At 46.9% G+C, this 23,457-nt stretch carries 24 protein-coding genes, 1 rRNA gene and 1 pseudogene (1 of these 26 only partly in view); 24 read left to right on the top strand and 2 right to left on the bottom strand.

The features are described from left to right. Positions 1-87 precede the first annotated feature (87 nt). From BN6628_RS21450 to BN6628_RS21355, 20 genes are all read left to right on the top strand, one after another. Positions 88-732, top strand: coding sequence for an adenylate kinase (locus BN6628_RS21450; protein ID WP_068620383.1), 645 nt, complete (start codon positions 88-90; stop codon positions 730-732). A 4-nt stretch (positions 733-736) separates the two neighbouring features. Next, the gene (gene map, locus BN6628_RS21445) at positions 737-1,489 is read left to right on the top strand and encodes a type I methionyl aminopeptidase (RefSeq protein ID WP_068620381.1); all 753 of its coding nucleotides are present in this window, start codon (positions 737-739) and stop codon (positions 1,487-1,489) included. Positions 1,490-1,498: 9 nt separating this feature from the next. After that, positions 1,499-1,807: a KOW domain-containing RNA-binding protein gene (locus tag BN6628_RS21440; RefSeq protein WP_187386148.1), complete on the top strand. Its 309-nt coding sequence runs from the start codon at positions 1,499-1,501 to the stop codon at positions 1,805-1,807. 2 nt (positions 1,808-1,809) lie between these two features. Next, the gene (gene infA / locus BN6628_RS21435) at positions 1,810-2,025 is read left to right on the top strand and encodes a translation initiation factor IF-1 (RefSeq protein ID WP_006212898.1); all 216 of its coding nucleotides are present in this window, start codon (positions 1,810-1,812) and stop codon (positions 2,023-2,025) included. Positions 2,026-2,180: 155 nt separating this feature from the next. Further along, entirely contained in the window at positions 2,181-2,294 is a 114-nt protein-coding gene (gene rpmJ / locus BN6628_RS21430; RefSeq protein ID WP_003333770.1) for a 50S ribosomal protein L36, read from the top strand. Positions 2,295-2,313: 19 nt separating this feature from the next. Beyond that, positions 2,314-2,682 (top strand): 30S ribosomal protein S13, encoded by a 369-nt coding sequence (rpsM, locus tag BN6628_RS21425; RefSeq protein ID WP_068620377.1) that lies wholly within the window; start codon positions 2,314-2,316, stop codon positions 2,680-2,682. Positions 2,683-2,701: 19 nt separating this feature from the next. Next, positions 2,702-3,097, top strand: coding sequence for a 30S ribosomal protein S11 (gene rpsK, locus BN6628_RS21420; RefSeq protein WP_068620375.1), 396 nt, complete (start codon positions 2,702-2,704; stop codon positions 3,095-3,097). Positions 3,098-3,228: 131 nt separating this feature from the next. Next, entirely contained in the window at positions 3,229-4,173 is a 945-nt protein-coding gene (locus tag BN6628_RS21415) for a DNA-directed RNA polymerase subunit alpha (RefSeq protein WP_068620367.1), read from the top strand. 32 nt (positions 4,174-4,205) lie between these two features. Continuing rightward, positions 4,206-4,571, top strand: coding sequence for a 50S ribosomal protein L17 (rplQ, locus tag BN6628_RS21410; protein ID WP_068620364.1), 366 nt, complete (start codon positions 4,206-4,208; stop codon positions 4,569-4,571). Between the two features lie 730 nt (positions 4,572-5,301). Further along, positions 5,302-6,132 carry a tRNA pseudouridine(38-40) synthase TruA gene (truA, locus tag BN6628_RS21405; RefSeq protein WP_068620363.1) on the top strand — a complete coding sequence of 277 codons (831 nt, stop codon included), beginning with the start codon at positions 5,302-5,304 and terminating at the stop codon, positions 6,130-6,132. A 65-nt stretch (positions 6,133-6,197) separates the two neighbouring features. Beyond that, positions 6,198-6,539: a TFIIB-type zinc ribbon-containing protein gene (locus BN6628_RS21400; RefSeq protein WP_068620362.1), complete on the top strand. Its 342-nt coding sequence runs from the start codon at positions 6,198-6,200 to the stop codon at positions 6,537-6,539. A gap of 266 nt (positions 6,540-6,805) precedes the next feature. Further along, a complete protein-coding gene (gene rplM / locus BN6628_RS21395; RefSeq protein ID WP_068620361.1) occupies positions 6,806-7,243 on the top strand; it encodes a 50S ribosomal protein L13 in 438 nt (145 codons plus the stop codon). 20 nt (positions 7,244-7,263) lie between these two features. Further along, positions 7,264-7,656: a 30S ribosomal protein S9 gene (rpsI, locus tag BN6628_RS21390; RefSeq protein WP_068620356.1), complete on the top strand. Its 393-nt coding sequence runs from the start codon at positions 7,264-7,266 to the stop codon at positions 7,654-7,656. A gap of 226 nt (positions 7,657-7,882) precedes the next feature. Further along, a complete protein-coding gene (locus BN6628_RS21385) occupies positions 7,883-11,866 on the top strand; it encodes a bifunctional 2',3'-cyclic-nucleotide 2'-phosphodiesterase/3'-nucleotidase (RefSeq protein WP_235847680.1) in 3,984 nt (1,327 codons plus the stop codon). A 78-nt stretch (positions 11,867-11,944) separates the two neighbouring features. Continuing rightward, complete coding sequence (locus BN6628_RS21380; protein ID WP_068620355.1) at positions 11,945-13,549, top strand: S-layer homology domain-containing protein; 1,605 nt, start codon at positions 11,945-11,947, stop codon at positions 13,547-13,549. A 221-nt stretch (positions 13,550-13,770) separates the two neighbouring features. Then, entirely contained in the window at positions 13,771-14,463 is a 693-nt protein-coding gene (locus BN6628_RS21375; protein WP_068620354.1) for a phosphoadenylyl-sulfate reductase, read from the top strand. 18 nt (positions 14,464-14,481) lie between these two features. Next, the gene (sat, locus tag BN6628_RS21370) at positions 14,482-15,648 is read left to right on the top strand and encodes a sulfate adenylyltransferase (RefSeq protein WP_068620353.1); all 1,167 of its coding nucleotides are present in this window, start codon (positions 14,482-14,484) and stop codon (positions 15,646-15,648) included. A gap of 71 nt (positions 15,649-15,719) precedes the next feature. Then, a complete protein-coding gene (cwlD, locus tag BN6628_RS21365) occupies positions 15,720-16,490 on the top strand; it encodes an N-acetylmuramoyl-L-alanine amidase CwlD (protein WP_068620351.1) in 771 nt (256 codons plus the stop codon). Positions 16,491-16,557: 67 nt separating this feature from the next. Continuing rightward, positions 16,558-17,655, top strand: a complete 1,098-nt coding sequence (locus BN6628_RS21360) for an Mrp/NBP35 family ATP-binding protein (protein WP_068620350.1) — start codon at positions 16,558-16,560, stop codon at positions 17,653-17,655. 95 nt (positions 17,656-17,750) lie between these two features. After that, a complete protein-coding gene (locus tag BN6628_RS21355) occupies positions 17,751-18,647 on the top strand; it encodes a MerR family transcriptional regulator (protein WP_068620348.1) in 897 nt (298 codons plus the stop codon). A 172-nt stretch (positions 18,648-18,819) separates the two neighbouring features. On the opposite strand, the pseudogene gerD reads toward BN6628_RS21355, so the two are convergent. Beyond that, a pseudogene (gene gerD / locus BN6628_RS21350) lies at positions 18,820-19,665 on the bottom strand (spore germination lipoprotein GerD); the annotation flags it as partial. Positions 19,666-19,794: 129 nt separating this feature from the next. Here gerD and BN6628_RS21345 point away from each other — a divergent pair. Next, the gene (locus BN6628_RS21345) at positions 19,795-20,379 is read left to right on the top strand and encodes a KinB-signaling pathway activation protein (protein WP_068620345.1); all 585 of its coding nucleotides are present in this window, start codon (positions 19,795-19,797) and stop codon (positions 20,377-20,379) included. A gap of 115 nt (positions 20,380-20,494) precedes the next feature. Here the strand turns inward: BN6628_RS21345 and pdaB are convergent, their stop codons facing one another. Then, complete coding sequence (gene pdaB / locus BN6628_RS21340) at positions 20,495-21,304, bottom strand: polysaccharide deacetylase family sporulation protein PdaB (RefSeq protein ID WP_068620343.1); 810 nt, start codon at positions 21,302-21,304, stop codon at positions 20,495-20,497. Positions 21,305-21,434: 130 nt separating this feature from the next. Here pdaB and BN6628_RS21335 point away from each other — a divergent pair, with 130 nt between their 5' ends. The 3 genes from BN6628_RS21335 to BN6628_RS21325 all read left to right on the top strand — a co-directional run. Then, positions 21,435-22,052 carry a stage II sporulation protein M gene (locus tag BN6628_RS21335; RefSeq protein WP_068620341.1) on the top strand — a complete coding sequence of 206 codons (618 nt, stop codon included), beginning with the start codon at positions 21,435-21,437 and terminating at the stop codon, positions 22,050-22,052. A gap of 265 nt (positions 22,053-22,317) precedes the next feature. After that, the gene (locus BN6628_RS21330) at positions 22,318-22,548 is read left to right on the top strand and encodes a hypothetical protein (RefSeq protein WP_068620339.1); all 231 of its coding nucleotides are present in this window, start codon (positions 22,318-22,320) and stop codon (positions 22,546-22,548) included. Between the two features lie 314 nt (positions 22,549-22,862). After that, positions 22,863-23,457 (top strand): 16S ribosomal RNA (locus tag BN6628_RS21325); it runs 958 nt beyond the window's last position.

The raw sequence follows: 23,457 nt of genomic DNA, 5'->3' as shown, positions 1-23,457 counted from the left end.
TAGGTTCCGGCCGGGCTCTTCTAGACTCGAACCGGCACCTATTGTTATGTTCTTGCACTCAAGCTAGTTATGGAGGGAGTGACAGACTTGAACATCTTAATTATGGGGCCCCCTGGGGCAGGAAAAGGAACACAAGCGGAAGTCATTGTTGGTGAATTCGGCATTCCTCACATTTCGACAGGTGATGCATTTCGTCTGGCGATCAAACAAGGAACTCCCGTAGGGATTAAAGCTAAAGAATACATCGACCAGGGTCTGCTGGTACCTGATGATGTGACTGTGGGGATTGTTCGTGAGCGTCTTCAGCAGTCCGATTGCGAAAAAGGTTTTTTACTGGATGGTTTTCCAAGAACCCTTTCGCAAGCGGAAGCGCTGGAGCAGCTGTTAAGCGAGCTAGGAACTAAGCTGGATCATGTCGTCAACCTGAAAGTGGATCGCAACAAGCTGCTGGCGCGTCTCACCGGACGCCGCATTTGCAAGTCTTGCGGATCTACTTATCATGTGCTCTTTAACCCTCCTAAACAGGAAGGTGTATGTGATAAATGCGGCGGCGAGCTGTACCAACGTTCCGATGATAATGAAGAGAGCGTGGGCACTCGGCTCGACGAGTATATCTCAAAAACTGCACCGCTTCTTACGTTTTATGAACAAAAAGGTTTGCTGCGCGAAGTCGACGGCGAGCTTGAAATTGATACGGTTTCTGAGAAGATCGTATCACTACTGCGAGGTTAACTGAATGATCATTTGTAAATCCGAAACGGAACTAGGCTATATGAGAGAAGCAGGGCGGATTGTTGCGGAAACGCACCGGATCTTGGCACAAGCGATCGAGCCCGGTATTACGACGGGAGAGCTTGATCAAATCGCTGACAAGTACATTCGCAGTCAAAACGCAGTGCCGTCTTTTAAAAACTATAACGGTTTCCCCTACAGCATATGCGCTTCGACTAACGAAGAGCTGGTTCATGGATTTCCTGGCAAGCGCAAATTAAACGAAGGCGACATTATCAGTCTTGACATCGGAGCGGAGTACAAGGGTTACCACGGTGACTCGGCCTGGACGTATCCAGTAGGCAAGATTACGGATGAAGTTCAAAGACTTCTTGATGTAACGGAGCGTTCACTGTACGCTGGTCTCGCACTTGTCAAGCCGGATGTCCGCTTGTTTACAATCTCGCATGCGATTCAACAAGTCATCGAGGAAGCTGGATTCTCTGTAGTCAGAGAATATGTGGGACACGGTATTGGAGCCAAGCTCCATGAGGAACCGCAAATTCCTAACTATGGTGTTCCAGACCGTGGTCCAAGACTCAAACCTGGAATGGTGCTTGCAATAGAGCCGATGGTCAATATCGGAAAGCGTTACGTCAAGACGCTGGAAGATAATTGGACGGTTGTCACGGTGGACGGTTCATGGTGTGCTCACTTTGAGCATACAGTGGCTGTAACTGCTGATGGCCTCGAAATTCTTACAAAACTGGATGCGTAGGTGAACCTCTTGACACACCGCACAGACCCGCAGATCGGTCAAATTGTAAGGATTCTCAAAGGCAAAGATGCCGGAGGGATCGGTATTATTGTGGAAGTACTGGATGACAAGTTTGTCCGGATTGCGGATGGCGGCAAACGTAAGTTTGATCAAGCCAAACGGAAGAACATTCAGCATCTTGAATGTACGGATTGGATCAGCAGTGAAGTTGTAAATAGTTTGAATGAGAGCGGCCGGGTAACGAACGGAAAACTGCGTTATTCAGTAAGTAAGTTTAAAGAATCCAATTTAACCAATGCTGAAGAGAAAGGAGACTGACTATGGCTAAGGAAGATGTCATTGAAGTGGAAGGTACGGTCATTGAGCCGCTGCCGAATGCTACTTTTAAAGTTGAGCTTGAGAACGGCCATCAGATTCTCGCTCATGTTTCCGGTAAGCTGCGGATGCACTTTATCCGTATTCTGACAGGGGACAAAGTGGTTGTACAGTTATCACCTTATGATCTGACTAAAGGTCGTATAACGTACCGTAAATAGATTCCATACCGCAAGAGAACAATTTCGTGGTATGATAGCAAAGTTGGGTTTTTCTTAGTAAAAACTTTTACTTTGGAGGTGGGTCTGAAGTTTGGGCCAGCCGTATGCTTTCGAAATATGTTTTACTCCGGTAAAACGTTTAGGAGGTAATTGATATGAAGGTAAGACCTTCTGTAAAGCCAATTTGCGAAAAATGCAAAGTCATTCGTCGTAAAGGCAATGTAATGGTAATTTGCGAAAATCCGAAACACAAACAAAAACAAGGTTAATGAAGGGGGTGTAGCGTAAATGGCTCGTATAGCTGGTGTGGATTTGCCACGTGATAAACGCGTTGAGATCGCCTTGACTTACATTTTCGGAATCGGTAAAACGACTTCCCAGAAAATTCTGAGCGAAACAGGCATCAACCCGGACACTCGCGTTCGGGATTTGACAGAAGATGAGGTTAGCAAACTCCGTGAATCGATCGACAAAACGGTCAAAGTGGAAGGCGACCTGCGTCGTGAGATTTCTTTAAATATTAAACGTCTTATCGAGATCGGTTGCTACCGCGGTGTTCGTCACCGTCGTGGATTGCCGGTTCGTGGACAACGTACTAAGACGAATGCCCGTACTCGTAAGGGTCCTCGTCGTACTGTAGCGAACAAGAAGAAGTAAGAAGGAGGGATAACAGACAATGGCTAAACCAAAAAAAGTCGTACGTACTAAACGTCGTGACCGTAAAAATATTGAATCTGGTGTGGCACATATCCGCTCCACGTTCAATAACACTATCGTAACGATTACGGATCCACACGGAAACGCGATCTCCTGGGCAAGCTCCGGTGGTCTTGGTTTCAAAGGTTCCCGTAAATCGACTCCTTTTGCCGCTCAAATGGCTGCGGAATCCGCTGCTAAAGCTGCGATGGAGCATGGTATGAAATCCGTTGAAGTCATGGTTAAAGGTCCTGGCGCCGGCCGCGAAGCTGCAATCCGCTCGCTTCAAGCTGCAGGACTCGAGGTTAACATGATTAAAGACGTAACTCCAGTTCCGCATAACGGATGTCGTCCTCCAAAACGTCGTCGTGTCTAATGAAGTCAACCTCTAGTGTGGTATAAGCGTATCGCAACTTGGAAAGAATGGTTGTTTAGGCATACTACATGACAGACTCACAAAAAGGTGACAGTTTCAGAAGAAGCGACGTTTCGAAGGAGGGTATTGCAGTGATAGAAATCGAAAAGCCAAAAATTGAGACCGTAGACGTTAACGATGAAGGCACCTACGGGAAATTTGTAGTAGAACCACTAGAACGGGGATATGGCACGACTCTCGGGAACTCGCTTCGCCGGATCTTGCTTTCCTCTCTTCCAGGTGCAGCCGTAACTTCGGTTCAAATCGACGGTGTTCTGCATGAGTTCGCTACGATCCCTGGTGTGATGGAAGACGTTACGGAAATCATTCTGAACTTGAAGGCTCTTTCGCTTAAGATTCATTCGGATGAGGAGAAAGTGCTCGAGATTGATGCTGACGGCGAGGGAGCAATCACTGCAGGTGATATCCGTGCGGACAGCGATGTAGAGATTCTGAATCCAGAACTTCACATTGCGACCCTGGCACCGGGTTCAAGACTCCATATGCGTATCTTTGCCAACCGTGGTCGCGGTTATGTTCAAGCTGATAAGAACAAACGTGAAGACCAGCCGATTGGTGTGATACCTGTTGATTCTATCTATACCCCGATTTCCCGTGTAAACTACACCATCGAGAATACGCGTGTTGGTCAAGTAACCAACTATGACAAGCTTACGCTTGAAGTATGGACCGATGGCAGTATCAGACCGGAAGAAGCGGTTAGTCTCGGCGCAAAAATTTTGACCGAGCATCTTTTCTTGTTCGTGGGCCTCACGGATGAAGCGAAGGACGCTGAAATCATGGTAGAGAAAGAAGAAGACAAAAAAGAAAAAGTGCTTGAAATGACGATAGAAGAGCTTGATCTTTCCGTTCGTTCTTATAACTGCCTCAAACGTGCTGGTATCAACACAGTACAAGAGCTGACAACGAAAACCGAAGAAGACATGATGAAGGTCCGCAACCTCGGACGCAAGTCTTTGGAGGAAGTTCAGGAGAAGCTAGAGGAACTCGGTTTAGGACTCCGTACAGAAGAATAGCCTGCTAGCGTTTAGTAAAGGAGGGGAAAAACATGGCTTATCAAAAATTAGGACGTGATTCCAGCGCTCGTAAAGCATTGTTCCGCGACTTGGTAACTGATCTGTTCTTGTATGAACGCATTCAGACTACTGAAGCTAAAGCGAAAGAAGTTCGCTCTATTGCGGAAAAGCTGATTACGAAAGCAAAACGTGGTGACTTGCACGCTCGTCGTCAAGTAGCTGCATTTGTACGCCGCGAATCCGTAGACGGTGAACAGGATGCAATCCAAAAGCTGTTCTCGGAAATCGCAACTCGTTACTCTGAGCGTCCAGGCGGATACACTCGTATCCTGAAACTGGGACCTCGTCGTGGTGACGGTGCACCTATGGTTTACCTTGAGTTGGTAGACCGCGCATAAATTTGAGTTGACCCCCTAAATCCCCCTACTAGGGGGACCCCAAAGGGCGGCAGCCCTCTGGACACCCGCAATTCTTGCGGATGGATTAGGGATACTCATAGAGAGCGACTTTCGCGGTGGAGCCCGGCTCATTCCCGCGGCTTTCAGCCCCGGGCGAGCCTTCTGGTTTGCGCGGGGTTTGCTCTATATTAGAGCTGCTCCTATGTTGTACAAGTGTAGCTCCGAAGCTAAGTTACTCTCTGTCAGCGGGCCCTGTGGACCCGGCTTCCAGAGAGTTTTAGTTTGTCTGGGGCTATTCTTCGAAGGGAGGCCCCCGGTCAGCGCGACCTACGGCCCCGACTTCCTGAGGCATGAGGCTGTGGGCAGTTCGAGGAAGTAGAGCGGGTCCCGGAGGGACGGCAAGCGGCTTGCTGTACCCAAGTCACTCCTAAACGCATAACACCTCTCCCTCCGTCAAAGATCAGCTTGTACCTAAACACCACCATCCCAAGCGGGTCCCCGGAGGGGGCGACAAGCGAATCCCAGCACGTACTCACCAAACACCGTCTCTGCCCCTCTCTAGTCACTTATCCAGGTGTCCAGAGGGCGGAGCCCTTGGGGCCCTCCCTTAGGCAAGGGAGGGTTTGGGAGGGTTGTGAAAGTTCGGTTTGGGAGGGTTGTAAAATTAAGTCGTGTCCAGAGGGCGCAGCCCTTTGGAATCCCCCGCTGGGGGACTAAGGAGGATACAGCTTTGCGCAATCTCTGCATGACCGTCAGCTTTGACGGCACGAATTATTATGGCTTTCAATCCCAGCCTGACGGGAACACCATTCAAGACTATGTGGAGAAGGCTATTCATCAATTAACCGGCGAACAGATTAAAATTATTGGTTCGGGTAGAACAGACGCAGGGGTGCACGCCTACCGGCAAATGTTCAATTTTCATACAGAGTCTGCGATTCCCATAGAGCGCTGGTGTCTTGCGTTGAATGGCCGTCTGCCGAAGGATATTGTCATTCTTGAAGCAAGAGAAGTGAAACCGAATTTTCATGCCCGGCACTCCGCTAAGAGGAAGACTTACCGATACACCATTAATGCCAACCAATTTCCTGATGTGTTTCATCGTCATCTTCAGCTGCATCATCCAGGCGTTCTTAACGTGGAAGCCATGAAAGAAGCGGTAACATTTCTGATAGGAACACATGACTATACGTCGTTTGCCTCCCGTCATTCCACGAAGAAAAGCCACGTGCGTACGATCTATGAGGCTCATATTGAAGTGGATGCATCCAAATGCCGTCCTGGGCATGCCAGGGATCAAGGTGTAATCGAGCTCTTCATTACAGGCAATGGATTTCTACAGCATATGGTTCGGATTATTGTCGGCACCCTACTCCAGGTAGGTGAGGGGAAGCGTACGCCTGCGGATATGAAGCGGATCCTTGAAGCTAAGGACCGAAGTGCAGCTGGACCTACTGCTGAAGGCAAAGGTTTGATGCTGTGGAATGTGGAATATGACTTTCTGGAGGATCAGCCTGAACCGCCATCTTTTCCCGTGGACGATGAAGATATATCGGAGTGAAACTTAGAGCGGACTAAAACGTAACGATAAGGATAACTACGTTAAACTCTAAGGAGGCTAATGATATGTATTGTCCGTTATGTGATGGTGTTCAGCTGCGTGAGGTAGAGAAGAATGGGGTTTTAATTGATGTCTGTCCAAGCTGTAAAGGAGTATGGCTCGACAGAGGGGAATTGGACAAGCTGATGAGTCAGGTTAATGAGCAGCGCCCCGCTTATGACGAATGGGTAGGCCAGCGTGAGCGGGATGATTACCGTAGACCACAGGACACTAATTACAGACCGGAATACGGCAAAGACCGGCATGACTCCCGCTATCCTAACCAGGGAAGCCACGGGTCGCATGGACATCATCACAAGAAGAAGAAGTCTTCGGTATTCGACGTATTCGGTGACCTGTTCGACTAAGAAAACTCTGTAAAAAAACTTGATTCTGCGTACGAAAAATTGCTTGCGTAATATTCTCGTATCCTGTAGAATAAAAGTTGTGTTTTCTTGATGGCTATCCCACAGCCCCCAATCAGGAAGACCGCCAAAGATGTTTTATCAAGCAGTATTAACTACGACAAATGAACAACGAACGAAGATATATATGATGGAAATGAAGAGCTGGAAGAGCGCCATTTGTATCATAGTAACTTAGATTTCGGATGAGAATGAAGGAGGATCTTTTCATGCGTACCACCTATATGGCTAAGCCAAACGAAGTAGAGCGCAATTGGTACATCATTGATGCTGAAGGCAAAACTCTGGGTCGTCTGGCCAGTGAAGCTGCTGCTCTGATTCGCGGCAAACATAAGCCACAATTTACACCGCACGTTGACACTGGTGATTTCGTTATCGTCATCAACGCAGAGAAAATTCATTTGACAGGTAAGAAGATGGAGAACAAGAAATACTATCGTCACTCCCTGCACCCAGGTGGTTTGAAAGTGACAGTTGCTCAGGACCTTCTCAAGAACAAACCTGAACGTATGATTGAATCTGCAGTTCACGGTATGCTTCCAAAAACTCGCCAAGGTGAGAAAATGAAGCTGAGACTGAAAGCTTACGCTGGCACTGAGCATCCACATGCAGCACAAAAACCTGAAGTTTACGAACTTCGCGGATAATTAAAAGGGAGGACAGTTTCATGGCACAAGTACAATACTATGGGACAGGTCGTCGTAAACATTCGGTAGCTCGTGTTCGCCTTGTACCGGGTGAAGGACGCATTGTCATCAATAAACGTGATATCAATGAATATTTCGGTTTGGAAACACTCAAACTGATCGTTAAACAACCTCTTAACCTGACTGAAACACTGACTAACTATGATGTAATTGTTATTGCACATGGTGGCGGTATTTCCGGTCAAGCGGGTGCAATCCGCCACGGTATCTCCCGTGCTCTGCTGAAAGCAGACCCTGAGTTCCGTCCAGCTTTGAAGAAAGCCGGATTCTTGACTCGTGACCCTCGTATGAAAGAGCGTAAGAAGTATGGTCTCAAAGCCGCTCGTCGCGCTCCTCAGTTCTCGAAACGTTAATATCAGCAAAGCCCTTGGTCTTGTGGCCAAGGGCTTTTTTGCGTTTTTAACTGTAGCTACATGATCTCTGAACTTTACACTCATTTTGAAATTAAGTTAAGTTTTTACTTATATAGACAGCAGCCCGTACATTTCTGCGTAACCCCCTTAACATACAGTCATTAAATTAATAATACGGGGCGAACTCCGTATAGTAACAGTACTCAAGAAGGGTGGAAAACAACGAATGGTATTAAATATTCGAAAAGGCCTCAGGAAAGCGGCGATCAGTTCGCTTGGACTCTGTGTACTTTCTACGCAGTTCCTGCTTGGGAATGTGCATGCTGCGGCAACGGCTGAAATTGGAACCGTATCTTCACAGAAGGTATCTACAACGGCTGTAGCAGGCACGCAAGCTTCGGCGCGTTCTTTTGTCATTAGCAATCCTTCCATGACAACGGTTGGAGGGGTTAAAGCAACAGTACAAGTATCTCCAACCAGTAATCCGCATGATGGGGAAGAGGCTGTGGTATTTGAGCTCTTTAACGGTACTACCCCTGTTGGTATTGCGGCTATGCAAAAAGATATTATTTCACCTGAGAAGTTGACAGTTCATTTTAATACAACAGGAAGCAACTTAAGTGTGAAAGTCTATGTAGTTGATTCCTATTCGGGAGACCTAAATCAGGTTGGCAATAGCTTAGCTGACCCTCTTACCATTTCAGGATCGCCGGTAACTTCTAATGCTCTGAAGCTAAGAATTATGGAGACTACTGACATCCATACAAATTTAATGGCCTATGATTATTACAAGGATCAAGTATCTCCAACCGTAGGTTTGGTTAAGACGGCAAGCTTAGTTAAGCAGGCCCGGGATGAAGTGAAGAATACGCTGCTTGTAGACAACGGGGACCTGATTCAAGGTACACCACTGGGAACTTACGTCGCTAAAGTCGACGGGCTTAAGGATACAAACGCCGTTCATCCAGTATACAAAGCTATGAACCTGATGAAATATGATATTGCCACCTTTGGTAATCATGAATTCAACTATGGGCTTGATTTCCTGGAAAAATCCATCAAAGGGGCAAGCTTCCCGTATGTCAATGCCAATGTCTATGTGGACGATCACGACAACAACCCGGATAACGATCAGAACAAGTACACTCCATACAGAATTTTAGATAAAACCTTTATTGATGAAAAAGGAGTGGCCCAAACCGTCAAAATTGGTGTGCTTGGATTGGTAACTCCTCAGATTATGGATTGGGATAAAGCCAATCTGGAAGGTAAAGTTACAACCAAAGATATTGTGGCAACAGCCGAAAAGTTTGTTCCTCAAATGAAGGCAGAGGGTGCTGATATTGTCATTGCTATGACCCATTCGGGCTTTGACGCGAATGCGAAAGCAAATACGCTGGCAGAGAATGCTATTTTGCCGTTAAGTAAGGTGAAGGGTATTGATGCCATAACATTCTCTCATACCCATAAAGTGTTCCCAACCGGGGATAACAAGTCCTTGGATGTGATCTTCAAAGATGCGAATGGAAATCCAGTAGCAGGCGTGGATAATGTGAAAGGAACCATCAATGGTGTGGCAGCGGTACAAGCCGGTTATGGTGGTGCAGAGCTTGGGCTTATCGACTTGACGCTGGTCAAGGAGAATGGGAAGTGGAAGGTCTCTGACTCACAATCTTCTAATCGCGAAATTTATGACAAGGCAAGCAAAAAGGCACTGGTTGAAGCAGACCCAACCATTGAAAATGCGGTTAAAGCGGAACATGAAGCCACCATTAAATATGCTAACGGGCCCATTGGGCAAACCACGTCACCGATTTACAGCTATTTTGCATTGGTGAAAGATGACCCGTCTGTCCAAATTGTAACCAACGCTCAAAAATGGTTTGTTGAGAAATATATCAGCACCAATGTTCCTAAATACAAGGATCTGCCAATTCTCTCAGTTGGAGCTCCATTCAAGGCGGGACGCAACGGACCGGAAGAATATACAGATATTAATGCAGGACCAATCGCCATAAAAAGTGCCAGCGACTTGTATCTCTATGACAATACCCTTAAGGCAGTTAAAGTCAAAGGTTCTGTGGTCAAAGAGTGGCTGGAAATGTCAGCAGGCATGTTCAATAAAATTGATCCGGCTAAGACCGATGAGCAGCCTTTGCTGAATCCGCTGTTTGCTGTGTTTAATTTTGATGTTATTGATGGGGTAACTTATCAGATTGATGTAACGAAGCCGGCAAAATACAAAGCGGACGGTTCGATCAATGACGCCAACTCAAGTCGTATTGTTAATCTGCAATTTAACGGCAAAGCAATTGATCCAAACCAGGACTTCATCGTAGTTACGAATAACTACCGTGCCGGTGGAGGAGGTAATTTCCCTGGACTCAAAGGTGCAGAGCTGGTTGTGGATTCGGCAGATGAGAACCGTCAAATTCTGATGAACTACATCACGGAGCAGAAGAACATTAATCCTTCAGCAGACCATAACTGGTCGATTTCCCCGATTAGTGACAAAGTGAATGTCACATTCACTACGTCGCCGGGTGCAGTGAAATATCTGAACGATCATAAGGATATTACGTATACCGAGAAGACCAATGATAAAGGCTTTGGTGTGTACAAGCTTTCCTTGGCGGATGGGAACACCCCTCCAGTGGACCCAGGTCATGAAAATGTAAAAGTTCAAATTTTGGGTATTAATGATTTTCATGGACAGTTGGATACCACGTCTAACTTTGGCGCGGGTGATGTGGGAAGAGCAGATTATCTGGCTGCCTATCTGAAGCAAAGAAAAGCCACGAATTCTAACACGCTGTTAGTTCACAACGGGGATTCTGTGGGGGCCAGCGCACCTGTTTCTTCTCTGGATCGGGATAAGCCTACTTTGGATTTCTTGAATATGATGGAATTTGATGTAGGTACGCTTGGCAATCATGAATTCGACCAAGGGGTTCCTGCGCTGCTTGCCCAGGTGAATGGTGGCAAGGATCCGATCAAACCGGAAATCGAATTCAACAAGCTGAATTTTGATGTAATCAACGCGAATGCACTTTATAAATCTCCTACTGCAACGGACGATACTTATAATCCTATCGTTAAGCCTTATGTAATTAAAGAGATTGGCGGGGAGAAAGTCGGATTCATTGGAGTCGTTACAATGGCTACAGTGACCAAGGTATCCCCTAGCGCGTTAGCAGGAGTAAAGCTGGTTGACCAGGCTCCGGTCGTGAATGCGGCGGTAAAAGAACTGCAAGCTCAAGGTGTTCATGCCATCGTTGTGCTGGCTCATGATCCGGCTAGCACCAAGAATAATGTGACTACTGGCGAAGCTGTTGACTTGGCGAATGCGGTTGATTCGGATGTTGATGTGATTTTTGCGGGCGATAACCATGCCAAAGTCAACGATACGGTGAACGGTAAACTGATTGTTCAGGCTTATTCTTACGGAACCGCCTTTGCCGATATCGATTTGGAGATTGATCCGGCTACCCACGATATCGTCAAGAAACAAGCCGATATTGTTGATGTTAAGCAGGATGGAATTACACCTGATGCGGAAGTTACTAAATTTATTGAAGACGCCCTAGCCAAATACCCGATCTTGGCTAAACCCGTGGGGACAACAACGGAAGCTATTACAAGAACGGATGCCTATAACGCTGAATCCGCATTAGGTAATCTCATTGCTGATGCAATGCGGGTTACTATGAATAGTGACTTTGCCTTTATGAATCCTGGTGGTATCCGTGCGGATCTCCCTAAAGGCGACATTAAGTTCTCAGATTTGGCGAAGATCCAGCCTTTCGGCAACTCGCTTGTCAAGCTGGAAGTAACTGGCGCTCAAATTAAAAAGCTTCTTGAACAGCAATGGGGTTCTAAGCCAGATGGCAGTGCTGATACTAAAACACTTCAAATTTCCGGTTTGAAATACACTGCGGATTTCAGCAAGCCAATTGAGGGACGGGTGACCAAGCTGGTAAAAGCGGATGATCAGGAAACGCCGATTACCGATGACGGGATTTATACGATTACGGTGAATAACTTCATGGCGGCTGGCGGAGACAATTACAAGGTTCTAACAGAAGCCAAAGATATTACTACTGGGAATACGATTAACGATCTTGATGCCTTCTATAACTACATTGTCGATACATTTAAGGGCGGAACAATTACTTCAGAGCTGCAAGGAAGGATAACTAACCTTAAATAAGCAGAACTTTATTTCGGATATCGGACCTGAGATTACATATCTCAGGTTCGGTAACTTATTGGAAAGGGGCATTTATACTTGAGGAAGAACTCAATTAAATTCGTATTGTTGGGCCTTCTGCTTACAACCTCGTTTCCCGCAACCATTTATGCGGATAATCAGCTTGTGCAGACGGATAAAGTTACGTTGAATTCACTCAGTGGTTCTTATCAGCGCGGAGGTTTGGTGACTATAGCAGGTAAGACATCTTTAACTGAAGTGACAGTAAAAGTCTTGGCACCGGATGGAACTATACTGTTCTTTGATGTTGCTCCGGCAGCAAGTGGGGCTTTTAGTACCTCATTCACCCTTCCGGATACATCGGTCTTTGGCACTTACCAGGTGGCGGTAGGTAAAGGAAACGAGGTTAGCAGTACAGCATTTAATGTGATCCAGAATGGTGGCTCCGGTGGTAATAATGGAGGAGGCAATTCCGGGGGCGGCAGCAGCGGGGGCCAGCCGTCCACAAGCACTGGCACCAATAATGGTAAAGGCACAACTACCACACCTGAAACACCGAGTGCGAACTCAGCAATTGAAGTTAAGGCTGCGGACATTCCTAAACCGCAAAACGGTGTAGTTACGATTAAGGTGGCTATCCCGCAAACTCAAAGTGCGGGAGAAGTGCTGCTGCCGGCGAATCTCGGCCAACTAACCGGAGACAGCAAGATTGAGTTGATCTGGGATACAGCTTCTATCGTTATCCCGAAAGAAGTGGTTCAAAGCTTGTCCAATTTGATTTCAGCTGACAAGCAAAACGGATCTTATATCGTTCTGCAGGTTGGAAGTCTAAAATCAGAACAAGTTAAACCGATCACAGATTCGAACGGCACAAAGGGAGCTTCTTACCAACCGGCAGGTGCAGCTCAGGAACTGTCCCTGGTGGTTAAAGACAGCAGCGGCAAAATCACCAAGCTGGACCAGCTCAGCCAGCCAGTGACCATTAGCTTCCAATTGAACAGTCAAGCGAATCAAGCTTTGGCGGGAATTTATTATATAACCGATCAAGGGAAACTTGAGTATGTAGGCGGGAAGATCTCAGGGAACACCATCACAGCAGAAGTTCCCCATCTCGGCCAATATGGCGTTTTTGCTTATGAGAAGAATTACAGTGATATCCCTGCTTCCCACTGGGCATCCAAAGTCATTCAAGAGCTTACAGCTAAGCATGTCATCCAAGGCGTCACGGAGACTTCTTTTGCTCCGGAGAAGGAAGTAACCCGGGCAGAATTTGCCGCCATGCTTGTTAGACAGCTTAAGCTGAAAGCAACTACTCCGGTCCAATTGGAGGATGTGAAGCCAGGCAGCTGGTATGCCGATGCTATTGCTGCAGCGTATAGCAGTGGACTGGTAAAGGGAATCAGTGATACGAAATTTGGTCCAGATCAGAAGATCACTCGTGAAGAGATGGGTGTGATGATTGTCAAGGCACTGAGTCTGGCGACAGGTAAGACGGGGGGAAGCGCCGAGCTTTCTTTTGCAGATAGTAAAGAAATTAGCGGCTGGGCTAAAGATGCGGTTAGCACGGCTCTTAGCGAAGGTCTAATGAAAGGAAGATCCACAGGTAATTTCGCTCCGAAGCAGCGGGCTACCCGGGCGGAAGCCTCCCAAGTCATCTACAATCTGATTCACAAACAGCAGTAACAGAAACAGCTTTAAGAAACCCCTCCAGGTCGTGAAGACGATCAGAGGGGTTTTTGCTCCTATTTAAAATAAGCCTAATTCGATTAATTCCTGGCGGAATTCCTGTATAAGCCATTGACATCATAAGTAAAAGATTTATACTATTAACAGTAATTCTTATTCGTTTAGTTGGTTTTTATCGCTTTATTTCTTTATTACATTAAACTTTGGGGGTACGACATATGAATCTGATGGAGAAAGAGGACTTGGTCAAGGTTAAGGCTGAAGAGCTGGAGACAGCCTCGCCGCAGGAAATTATCGCTTGGGCTGTTGAGACCTTTCCTAATATTACGTTTGCCTGCAGCTTTGGGGCGGAAGATGTCGTATTGGTGGATATGCTCCGCAAGATCAGCACTACCGCAGATATTTTCTATTTGGATACCGATTTCCACTTCAAAGAGACATATGAGACCCGTGATAAACTTGCTGAGCATTACAACATTGATTTTGTACGTGTATCTCCTAAGCTGACTCCAGAAGAACAGGCTAAGGAGCATGGGGATCAATTGTGGCTTAGCGATCCTAACGCCTGCTGTAATATCCGCAAGGTGGAACCGTTAACCCGTGTACTATCCAATTATGAAGCCTGGATTACCGGAATCCGGAGGGATCAGGCTCCGACCCGTGCCAATGCGAAGAAGGTTGAATACGACTATAAATTTGGTCTGATCAAATTTAATCCAATTGCGGACTGGACCACCGAGGATGTATGGAACTATATCCGCGAGAACGAGATCATTTATAACCCGCTTCATGATCAGAACTTCCCGAGCATTGGCTGCGAATACTGCACACGGGCCGTAATGCCAGGTGAAGACCCGCGTGCCGGACGCTGGGCGAATTCTGAGAAGACAGAATGTGGACTTCATAAATAAACGATAGGAGAGAATGTCATGACAGCCATTTTGCCTCATGGAGGAACCCTCGTACAACGTGTTGTTGAAGGGGGAGAACGGGACAAGCTTTTGGAAACGGCCAAAGGGCTGAAGTCCCTGACGATTAACACGTGGACGATTTCAGACCTGGATCTGATCGGAGTGGGTGCATTCTCTCCACTGACCGGTTTTCTGAATGAAAATGATTATAAGTCGGTAGTAGACCGTATGCGTCTGGCTGACGGAACGGTATGGAGCATCCCGATTACCCTTTCCGTTGAGCCCTCAGATGCAGCGGGACTTGCGGTTGGGGATAGAGTAGCTCTCAAGGGCGAGGACGGGGTCATTTACGGGTTGATTGATGTGGAGAGCATCTACACGGTCGACCAGGCCGAAGAGGCGCGTAAAGTGTTCAAAACCGATGATCCTGAGCATCCCGGAGTCAAGAAGCTGTTTGACAGATCCTCCACTTATGTGGGTGGACCGATTCAGGTGCTGAGCCGTCCTAAACCAGAGAAGTTTGAAGAGTTTTATTTTGATCCGGTACAGACCCGGCAAATTTTTGCCGAGAAGGGCTGGAGAACGGTAGTTGGCTTCCAGACCCGGAATCCGGTTCACCGGGCGCATGAGTATATTCAGAAGAGCGCTATGGAAATCGTGGATGCTCTGTTCCTTAATCCATTGGTGGGTGAGACGAAGTCGGACGATGTTCCTGCCAATGTACGGATGAAGAGCTACCTGGTGCTTCTTGAGCATTATTATCCAGCGGATAGAACCTTCTTAGGCGTATTTCCTGCAGCGATGCGGTATGCCGGTCCGCGTGAAGCGATCTTCCATGCCATGGTACGGAAAAACTATGGCTGTACCCATTTCATCGTCGGCCGGGATCATGCCGGGGTAGGTGATTACTATGGCACCTATGAGGCACAGGAGATCTTCTCCAACTTCAGTGCCGAAGAGCTTGGCATCTCACCGCTGTTCTTCGAGCACAGCTTCTTCTGCACCAAATGCGGCAACATGGCTTCAAGCAAGACCTGCCCGCATCCGAAGGAAGATCATATGACCTTGTCGGGTACGAAGGTGCGCGGGCTCCTGCGTGACGGAGTATGTCCGCCGCCGGAATTTACACGTCCGGAAGTGGCACAGGTGTTGATTGAAGGCTTGAGTGAGCCTGTAAATTCTTAAGGTTATATTTGTCCATCTCCGCCCATATAGATGATTAGAATCATTTATGGGACGGGGGTGGACTTTTTTGTATGAGACAAGATAAGAAGAATGTGACCGTCTGGATACCGATCAGCTATATCAAGCGGGCCCTTATCGGACTTGCCCTGGTTGCGGTCATTGCCGGGGTTGCGGCCTATGAGGTTCCCGCATCAAAGGTGTGGAATTATTGGGGGCTGCCGCTTGCCGGACAAGTTATTGCCCTGGATGCGGGACACGGCGGGGTGGATGGCGGTGCAGTGAGTAAGCAGGGAGTCATTGAGAAGGATATCAATTTAGCCGTGACCTTGTATTTAAGAGATTATTTGCAGCAGGCTGGGGCCGTGGTTGTGCTAACCCGGGAAGATGACCGGGACCTCGCTAACCCTGATACCAAGGGCTATAGTAAGCGTAAGACCGAGGATCTGCAGCAGCGCCTTCGTTTTATCCAGGGCAAGGAGGCGAAGCTGTTTGTCAGTATCCATATGAACAGTATCCCTTCAGAGCGGTGGAGCGGGGCACAGACGTTCTATCCCAAGGGCAATCAGGACGGCAGTACCCTAGCTGATCTTGTACAGCAGGAACTCAGAAGAAACTTGGAGAACACGGACCGGGTGGCCAAAAGTGCGGATCACATCTATCTGCTGCAATCTCTAAAGATCCCTTCCATCCTCGTGGAGGTAGGTTTCTTATCACACCCGGCTGAGTCCAAGCTTCTTGCAGATCAGGAGTATCAGAGAAAAGTGGCAGCCTCGATTTATAAAGGGATCCTCAGGTACAGCTCGGGAGAGAAGCCAAGCTCTTCCACAGACAGCGCCTCATAGTGGTATAATGGACTTAGGAACTAAACCTAAGGCATATATCTCACAAAATAAAGTCGAGGTGCTACTATTGTTATCAAGAGAACAAGTCCTGGAACAGCTTCGCCCTCTAATTGAGCCTGCGACGAAGAAGACGATGGTTGAGCTGCAGTGGATCCGCGATATTATGGTCAAGGAAGACCGTGTATCTTTAACTGTGGTGAATGCAAGCATGGACGAGCAGACTAAGCTAAGCTTTGAACGTCAGATCAAGGAGCTTATTGGCGAGGCTGGCGTTGCCGATGTCCATATTCGCTTTAGGGACGCCTCTGAACGCGAGTTGGAAGAAGCCGGGATCAAACATCCTGAGCAATCCGGGGAGCGCTTTAAAGGACGCGGAGAAGGTCTTGAGGCCCTGCCTTTGCTTGATCCTGCTTCGAAGGTGAACTTCATTGCTGTTGCCAGTGGTAAAGGTGGTGTGGGCAAGTCTACCGTCACCGTTAACCTGGCTGTCGCTTTGGCCCGTCAAGGGAAGAAGGTTGGCTTGATTGATGCCGATATATATGGATTCAGCGTGCCTGATATGATGGGCATTGAGGAATCCCCAGTCGTTGTGGAGGGAGCAATTCAGCCAGTTGAGCGTTTTGGTGTAAAAGTCATGTCTATGGGCTTCTTCATTCAAGAGAACAGCCCGGTGATTTGGCGTGGGCCTATGCTCGGCAAGATGCTTCGCCAGTTCCTTACTGATGTGCAGTGGGGAGAACTCGATTATCTTCTGCTTGATCTTCCGCCAGGAACAGGGGATATTGCGCTGGATGTACATCAGATGCTGCCTCAGAGCAGAGAGATTATTGTAACCACCCCACATGCTACCGCCGCATTTGTTGCTGCGCGTGCTGGCGCGATGGCGGTACAGACCCAGCACGAGGTACTGGGTGTCGTTGAGAATATGGCATATTATGAATGCTCCGATTGCGGCAAGCGTGACTACATATTCGGCCGTGGGGGCGGGGCCAAGCTAGCAGAGAATCTCCATTCCGAATTGCTGGCTCAAGTTCCGCTTGGAGCGCCTGACAACCATATTTCCGAAGCCGATTACTCACCTTCGGTATACAAGGCGGACAGTGCCACCGGCGCAATCTATGCGGATGTGGCGGTACAAGTTATCCGTAAATGCGAACAAGACTGACCCTTGGGCCAGTCTTGTTTTTTTATACACATTACTTATAAAAAGAATTGACCATCCCCTTAGGGGTCAGCTTATCATGGTTTCGAGGTGATAAAATGCTAATAAAGGAAGCCTGTAGAAAAAGTAATCTTACGAAAAAGGCCATAGAATATTATGAAGCCAAGGGGCTGATTTCTCCTGGAATTCTTGAAAATGGCTATCGGGATTATAACGAAGAAGACATACTTACTTTGAAAGAAATATCGGTTTTGAGAAAGTGCGAAATAGGTGTTACGGATATTAAAAATATATTGAGGAGCAAAAATAAATCCGCCGCATTGGCAAAATGTAAGTACGTTACAGAAATAAGGCTGCAACGGCTTCCAACTGTTCAGCAATGTATGGAAAATCTGATTAGTAGTTACGATATTGAAAGAGAGTTTGACTATTTGCTATCCCATGATGAAGATTTGCTGACAATAAAAGAAAGACTTGTTTTGGCTTTTCCCGGTAACTATGGACTGTTCTTGTCATTGCATTTTGGCAGATTCTTGCACGGATTTATTGATACAGATGACAAGCGTAAAGCCTACAATGAAATTATCAACTATCTGGATAATGTGGAATTGTATTTACCTTCAGAATTATCTGACTACTTAGAAGAAACTTTCACGTTGAACGAAAGACTTAATGTCGAGCAATTTGTGGATACAACCAATAAAGCTATGGCTGAAATGTTAAATAATACAAACGATTATTTAACCCAGCACCATCAAGAGATCGAAGAATATCATGCTTATCTAAAGTCAGATGAATTTCTAAATTCCCCCATAGCAGCCATGCAAAGAAAGTTACGGGATTTTCAAAAACAAAGCGGCTATTATGAACGGTTAGTCGATAATCTGAAGGTGCTTAGTCCGAATTATGCAAAATATCTTACGGAATGGGAAACAGCGAATGAACAGTTTTTTCGCATCTTCCCGAATTCAAAAGATATTTATGGTTTAAATTAACCCCAGACCCTCTTTGTTCTGTGGATATCCTATTATCTTGCCTAAGCCGCCCGAAAAGAACCAGTCGGAACGTCCAGCGCCTAAACGCATGAATAGTGTAACCGTTAAGCTTTGACTGGCGTTTATCGCTGCCATTCCGTGTTCTTTCGGGAGGCTGGAGATACGGAGAAGAANCCCCACCCCCACCAGCTCCTTTACCGCCCCCGCCACTGCTTTCCTTGGACTGATTCTGTCCTTCTGACCCACCTTGACCGCCTTTGCCCCCGCCCTCAGGTTGTTTCTCAACTTTAGGGATTAACTGTTCCTGAACAACGGTCTTTAAGAGATCCATAACCTCCATTTTAAACAAGGGGCTTTGCATAGACTCCTGCATTACCGTCATCGACTGTTTGCGGTAGTCCGGGGTTTTCATAAGATCCAGGAACATCTTCGAAATTTCCGGGGATTTCATGATTTCGCTAACGGACTTTTGATACGTTGGATCTTTGATTAAATCCATATGCAGCTGTTTGCTTTGAGTGTTGATCACCTTCGCGAAATCGCCAGCAAATTTCGGATCGGTCATGATCTTTTCGATTTCCTTTTTGTATTCTGGTGAAGTGATGGTTTCTTTTACGGCAGATCGCACCTGATCCGCTGTTTGGGGAGCAAGAAGCATTTTAATTCCCATGCCGCCTCCCGATCCTCCGCTTGAACCTCCACTAGATCCTCCACTTGAACCGCCGCCTGATTCACCGCCTGAGCCGGAACCTCCACCGGAAGATCCAGAGCCTGAGCCGGATTCACCTCCGCCTCCGCCGCTTCCCTCGCTGCTTCCGCTGGTTCCTGAGCTGAGTGCTTCCATGATGGCTTTTTTGCCGTCATCTGTTTTGAGAATATCCAAAACCATGCTTTTGGTGTCTTTGTATCCTCCGCCTTGTGAGGAAGAAGAGGAGCTTTGTTCAGAACCGCATGCAGTCAGTGGAAGAATGATCATACAGAGTGTGCACAATAATAGGCGGAAACTCGTCCGTTTCATGGTTCCTTTCCTCCTTCTGAGAATGATTGTGTGTAGTATGTGAACTGCAAAAAGGAATTATGTCGGGAAAGGAATGGTTTTTTATTATAAACGTTGGTAAAATAAATCGGAGTGGGGGGCGAAACGACATTGAATCTGAAAAGATGGCTGTATTTATTTTGGACAACGCTTGCAATTGGGGCGCTTTGCTCGTTAATCGCAGGTGAAATCCTGAAGCTGAGTCAAGGCGGAGGCTTCAAGGACACGGCAGATTTCTTTATTTACGTGGGTATCCTTTTAGGTGTGGGGATCATGGTGAGTGTATACTCACAAATGGGCTTTTTTGCTTACCTTATGATGAATTACATGGGTACCGGTGTGTTCTCCAGAAGGACATGGCAATATGTTCAGCTGTTCTTGACCGCACTAGCCCTGCTTGAGCTGATGTTCTTCCGGATTTTTGTCAGTGGGGATAACGGTGGAATTTCAGATATTCTTTTAGGTATTCTTATCCTGGCGGTGGCCGTTGTTGTCTCTTATTTCAAGGCAAGAGCCACGAATGCAAGTGCATGGATTCCAACGCTCTTCTATATGATAGCGGGGACTATTGTGGAAATGGTGGGGGTACTCAAGATCCAGGTAAGCTTCGCAACCACATTAATCCTGGTTCCATTAATCGCCTGTAATGCTTATCAGATCCTGCTGCTGCATAGGATTGTCAAAAGAAGCTCTTAAGTCTAAACGTATCCAAGTCCGGCGGGCATGCCGGGCTTTTTTCATACCTGCCGGGCTCATTCATAAAATAAAAAAGGCCCTGATTTTTACAGGACCCTGGTTTTTGAGATGGAAGTTAGAAGCCTGCTGCAGTCTCAAGCTGCTGGTTCACCCAAGCCTGATCGCGAACCTCGGCACCTTTTGCACTAGATTGGTTTAGCAGCTCGGATACCGTGACGAACTCATAACCCTTCTTTCTCAGCTCGTCAATAATGATCGGTAGGGCCTCATGAGTTTGTTTGCAGGAATCACTTGCGTGTAGAAGAACGATGTCTCCTGGATGGGACTTGCTAACCACACGGTTTACAATCGTGTCTACACCTTTGTTCATCCAATCCTGGGAATCCGTGTCCCACTGAATCACCTTGTAGCCAAGTTCGTCTGCTGCTTTAAGCACCTTCTTGTCAAAATCCCCGTTGGGCAGACGGAGTAATTTGGGTTCTTTCCCTGTCAGATCGGTTAGAATAGAATGGGCAGTTTTGATTTGTTCTCTAATTTCCTCTTCTTTAAGGCTGCTGTAGTTGACATGCTTGTGTCCGTGACTGCCAATCTCGTATCCTTGGGATTGAATGGCTTTTACAATTTCCGGATGTGTTTTGCTCCATGGTGAAGAAAGAAAGAACGTGGCATTCTGTACCCCCTTATCCTTCAGCACTTTAAGGATGGGCTCCGGTCTTTTCTCACCCCAACTGATGTCGAAGGTCAAGGCAATGATTTTCTTGTCTGTGGAGACACTGTATACGGCCGAAGGGCTGCCTCCTTCGGAGAAAACCGTGATATTATCACTCTCCACATAAATGACCCCGGCGGCGAACAGGGCAGCCGCGAAAACAAAGAAAAAACGCTTTATTTTCTTCCCGTTCAAGACATAGAAGAAATTGTTCATGCTTTCATAAACCCCTCTCGTCAACAGAATAATGAATTTCGCGCAGGGCTCTAATTCACTTTGTACAATCTATGCTCGTACCGCATGACTTTATTACTGCACGTACAAAAGACTAAGGAGGCAAAAAGCCATGTTATCATTACGCCAATTTGGCGCACATCTAAAAACCGCCAAAACACCTCTGATTTTTGGAGTTCTCCTCTTTGCGGTTGGAATCGCACTGGGGATGATGAATGCGGAGGCATTACAGCAGGTTGTGATCGGACAAATCGAGGGACTCCGGGAAACAAGTCAGAGATTAGCGAAGAATCCGAATCCGGAGTTCAGCTTCTTTTTGTTTATCTTTTTTAACAATGCCATAAAAGGCGTGTTGATGATTTATTTGGGTATGTTTGCAGGTATCATCCCCGCTCTTTTTCTGATCATTAATGGCATGGTGCTCGGTTATCTGATTGAGCTGCAGTCTGTACAAGGCGCGAGTATTGCCGACCTGGTTTTCCGCGGATTGCTTCCTCACGGAATTATAGAAATCCCAGCTATTATTATTGCTTCCGCTATCGGCATGAAGTTTGGACTCATTTCGCTGCGCCGCTTAGGAGGAGCACTGACAGGCCGCTCAGACAGAGAACAGGGAGAGTGGAGGCAGTTTTTCAGGTCAACCCTGAATGTTTCATTCTGGATTGTCATTCTTCTGTTTATTGCGGCAATTATCGAGAGCACACTGACCTTTCATTTAATGAAATCCTAAAATAAAAAGCAGCTTATTCATATTTTTCCATAAAATTGTGCATAACAGTAAAGCGGTTGCGGGAAAGAAGTTTATTAATAAGATAAGGATCGAACAAAGTTGGTTTCCGATAGTGGAGGCTAAAATCCCTTTGTTTAGTCCACAAGCTGGAAGGAGCCTCATCCTCTATCCGACAAAGGTAATTCGAAGCGGTTGACTCTTGGTAATAGACGCACCCTTGTAACGGCAATAATCGAAATCTGCAGGATAAAGGAGCTGAGTGGTTATGTTGGGGATGCTATTTAACGAGAAGGAATGCAAGGAACTTGATTACGTTCTCCGTAAAGAACTGGACGAGATGCTTCTGGATATGGGGGATACCCGTCTCGATCAGGAGATACGTCACGCGATAGCCAGCCGCTACAAAACGGTTTTCCGAATGTATGCCCGTTTCGCTCCTTCCAAAGAGCTGTCGAAGTATGCATGGAAGGGCCGCTTTCCACAAGTCAAGCACTAACTGGGCATATCTGTTTATTGACTTGGATGTTTGGAATATGATAAGTTATTTCTCGTTCCGCTTTTGGCGGGACGGGAGTAACTGCAGTAGACTTTTAGAAGTTGAGAAAAAACTTTTAAAAAAACTATTGCAAAAAACAGTGAACCTATGATATATTATAAAAGTCGCCGCTGAGACAACGCGGTGATGAACAAAAGCGAGTTTGATCTTTGAAAACTGAACAACGAGTGAGATACAAGATTGAAGAACTTCGGTTCTTTAGTCAAATGAGAAGTAAAATTCTCGTCAGTTTCAAAATGAGCAAGTCAAACACTTTAATGGAGAGTTTGATCCTGGCTCAGGACGAACGCTGGCGGCGTGCCTAATACATGCAAGTCGAGCGGACTTGATGGAGAGCTTGCTCTCCTGATAGTTAGCGGCGGACGGGTGAGTAACACGTAGGTAACCTGCCTGTAAGACTGGGATAACTACCGGAAACGGTAGCTAATACCGGATACGCAAGTTTCTCGCATGAGGGATTTGGGAAAGACGGAGCAATCTGTCACTTATGGATGGGCCTGCGGCGCATTAGCTAGTTGGTGAGGTAACGGCTCACCAAGGCGACGATGCGTAGCCGACCTGAGAGGGTGAACGGCCACACTGGGACTGAGACACGGCCCAGACTCCTACGGGAGGCAGCAGTAGGGAATCTTCCGCAATGGACGAAAGTCTGACGGAGCAACGCCGCGTGAGTGATGAAGGTTTTCGGATCGTAAAGCTCTGTTGCCAGGGAAGAACGTCCGGTAGAGTAACTGCTACCGGAGTGACGGTACCTGAGAAGAAAGCCCCGGCTAACTACGTGCCAGCAGCCGCGGTAATACGTAGGGGGCAAGCGTTGTCCGGAATTATTGGGCGTAAAGCGCGCGCAGG

The organism is Paenibacillus tuaregi (assembly GCF_900086655.1).
GTDB classification, from domain to species: domain Bacteria; phylum Bacillota; class Bacilli; order Paenibacillales; family Paenibacillaceae; genus Fontibacillus; species Fontibacillus tuaregi.
Note: the sequence above shows the minus strand (reverse complement) of the source record. Positions and strands in the feature narration are given on the sequence as shown.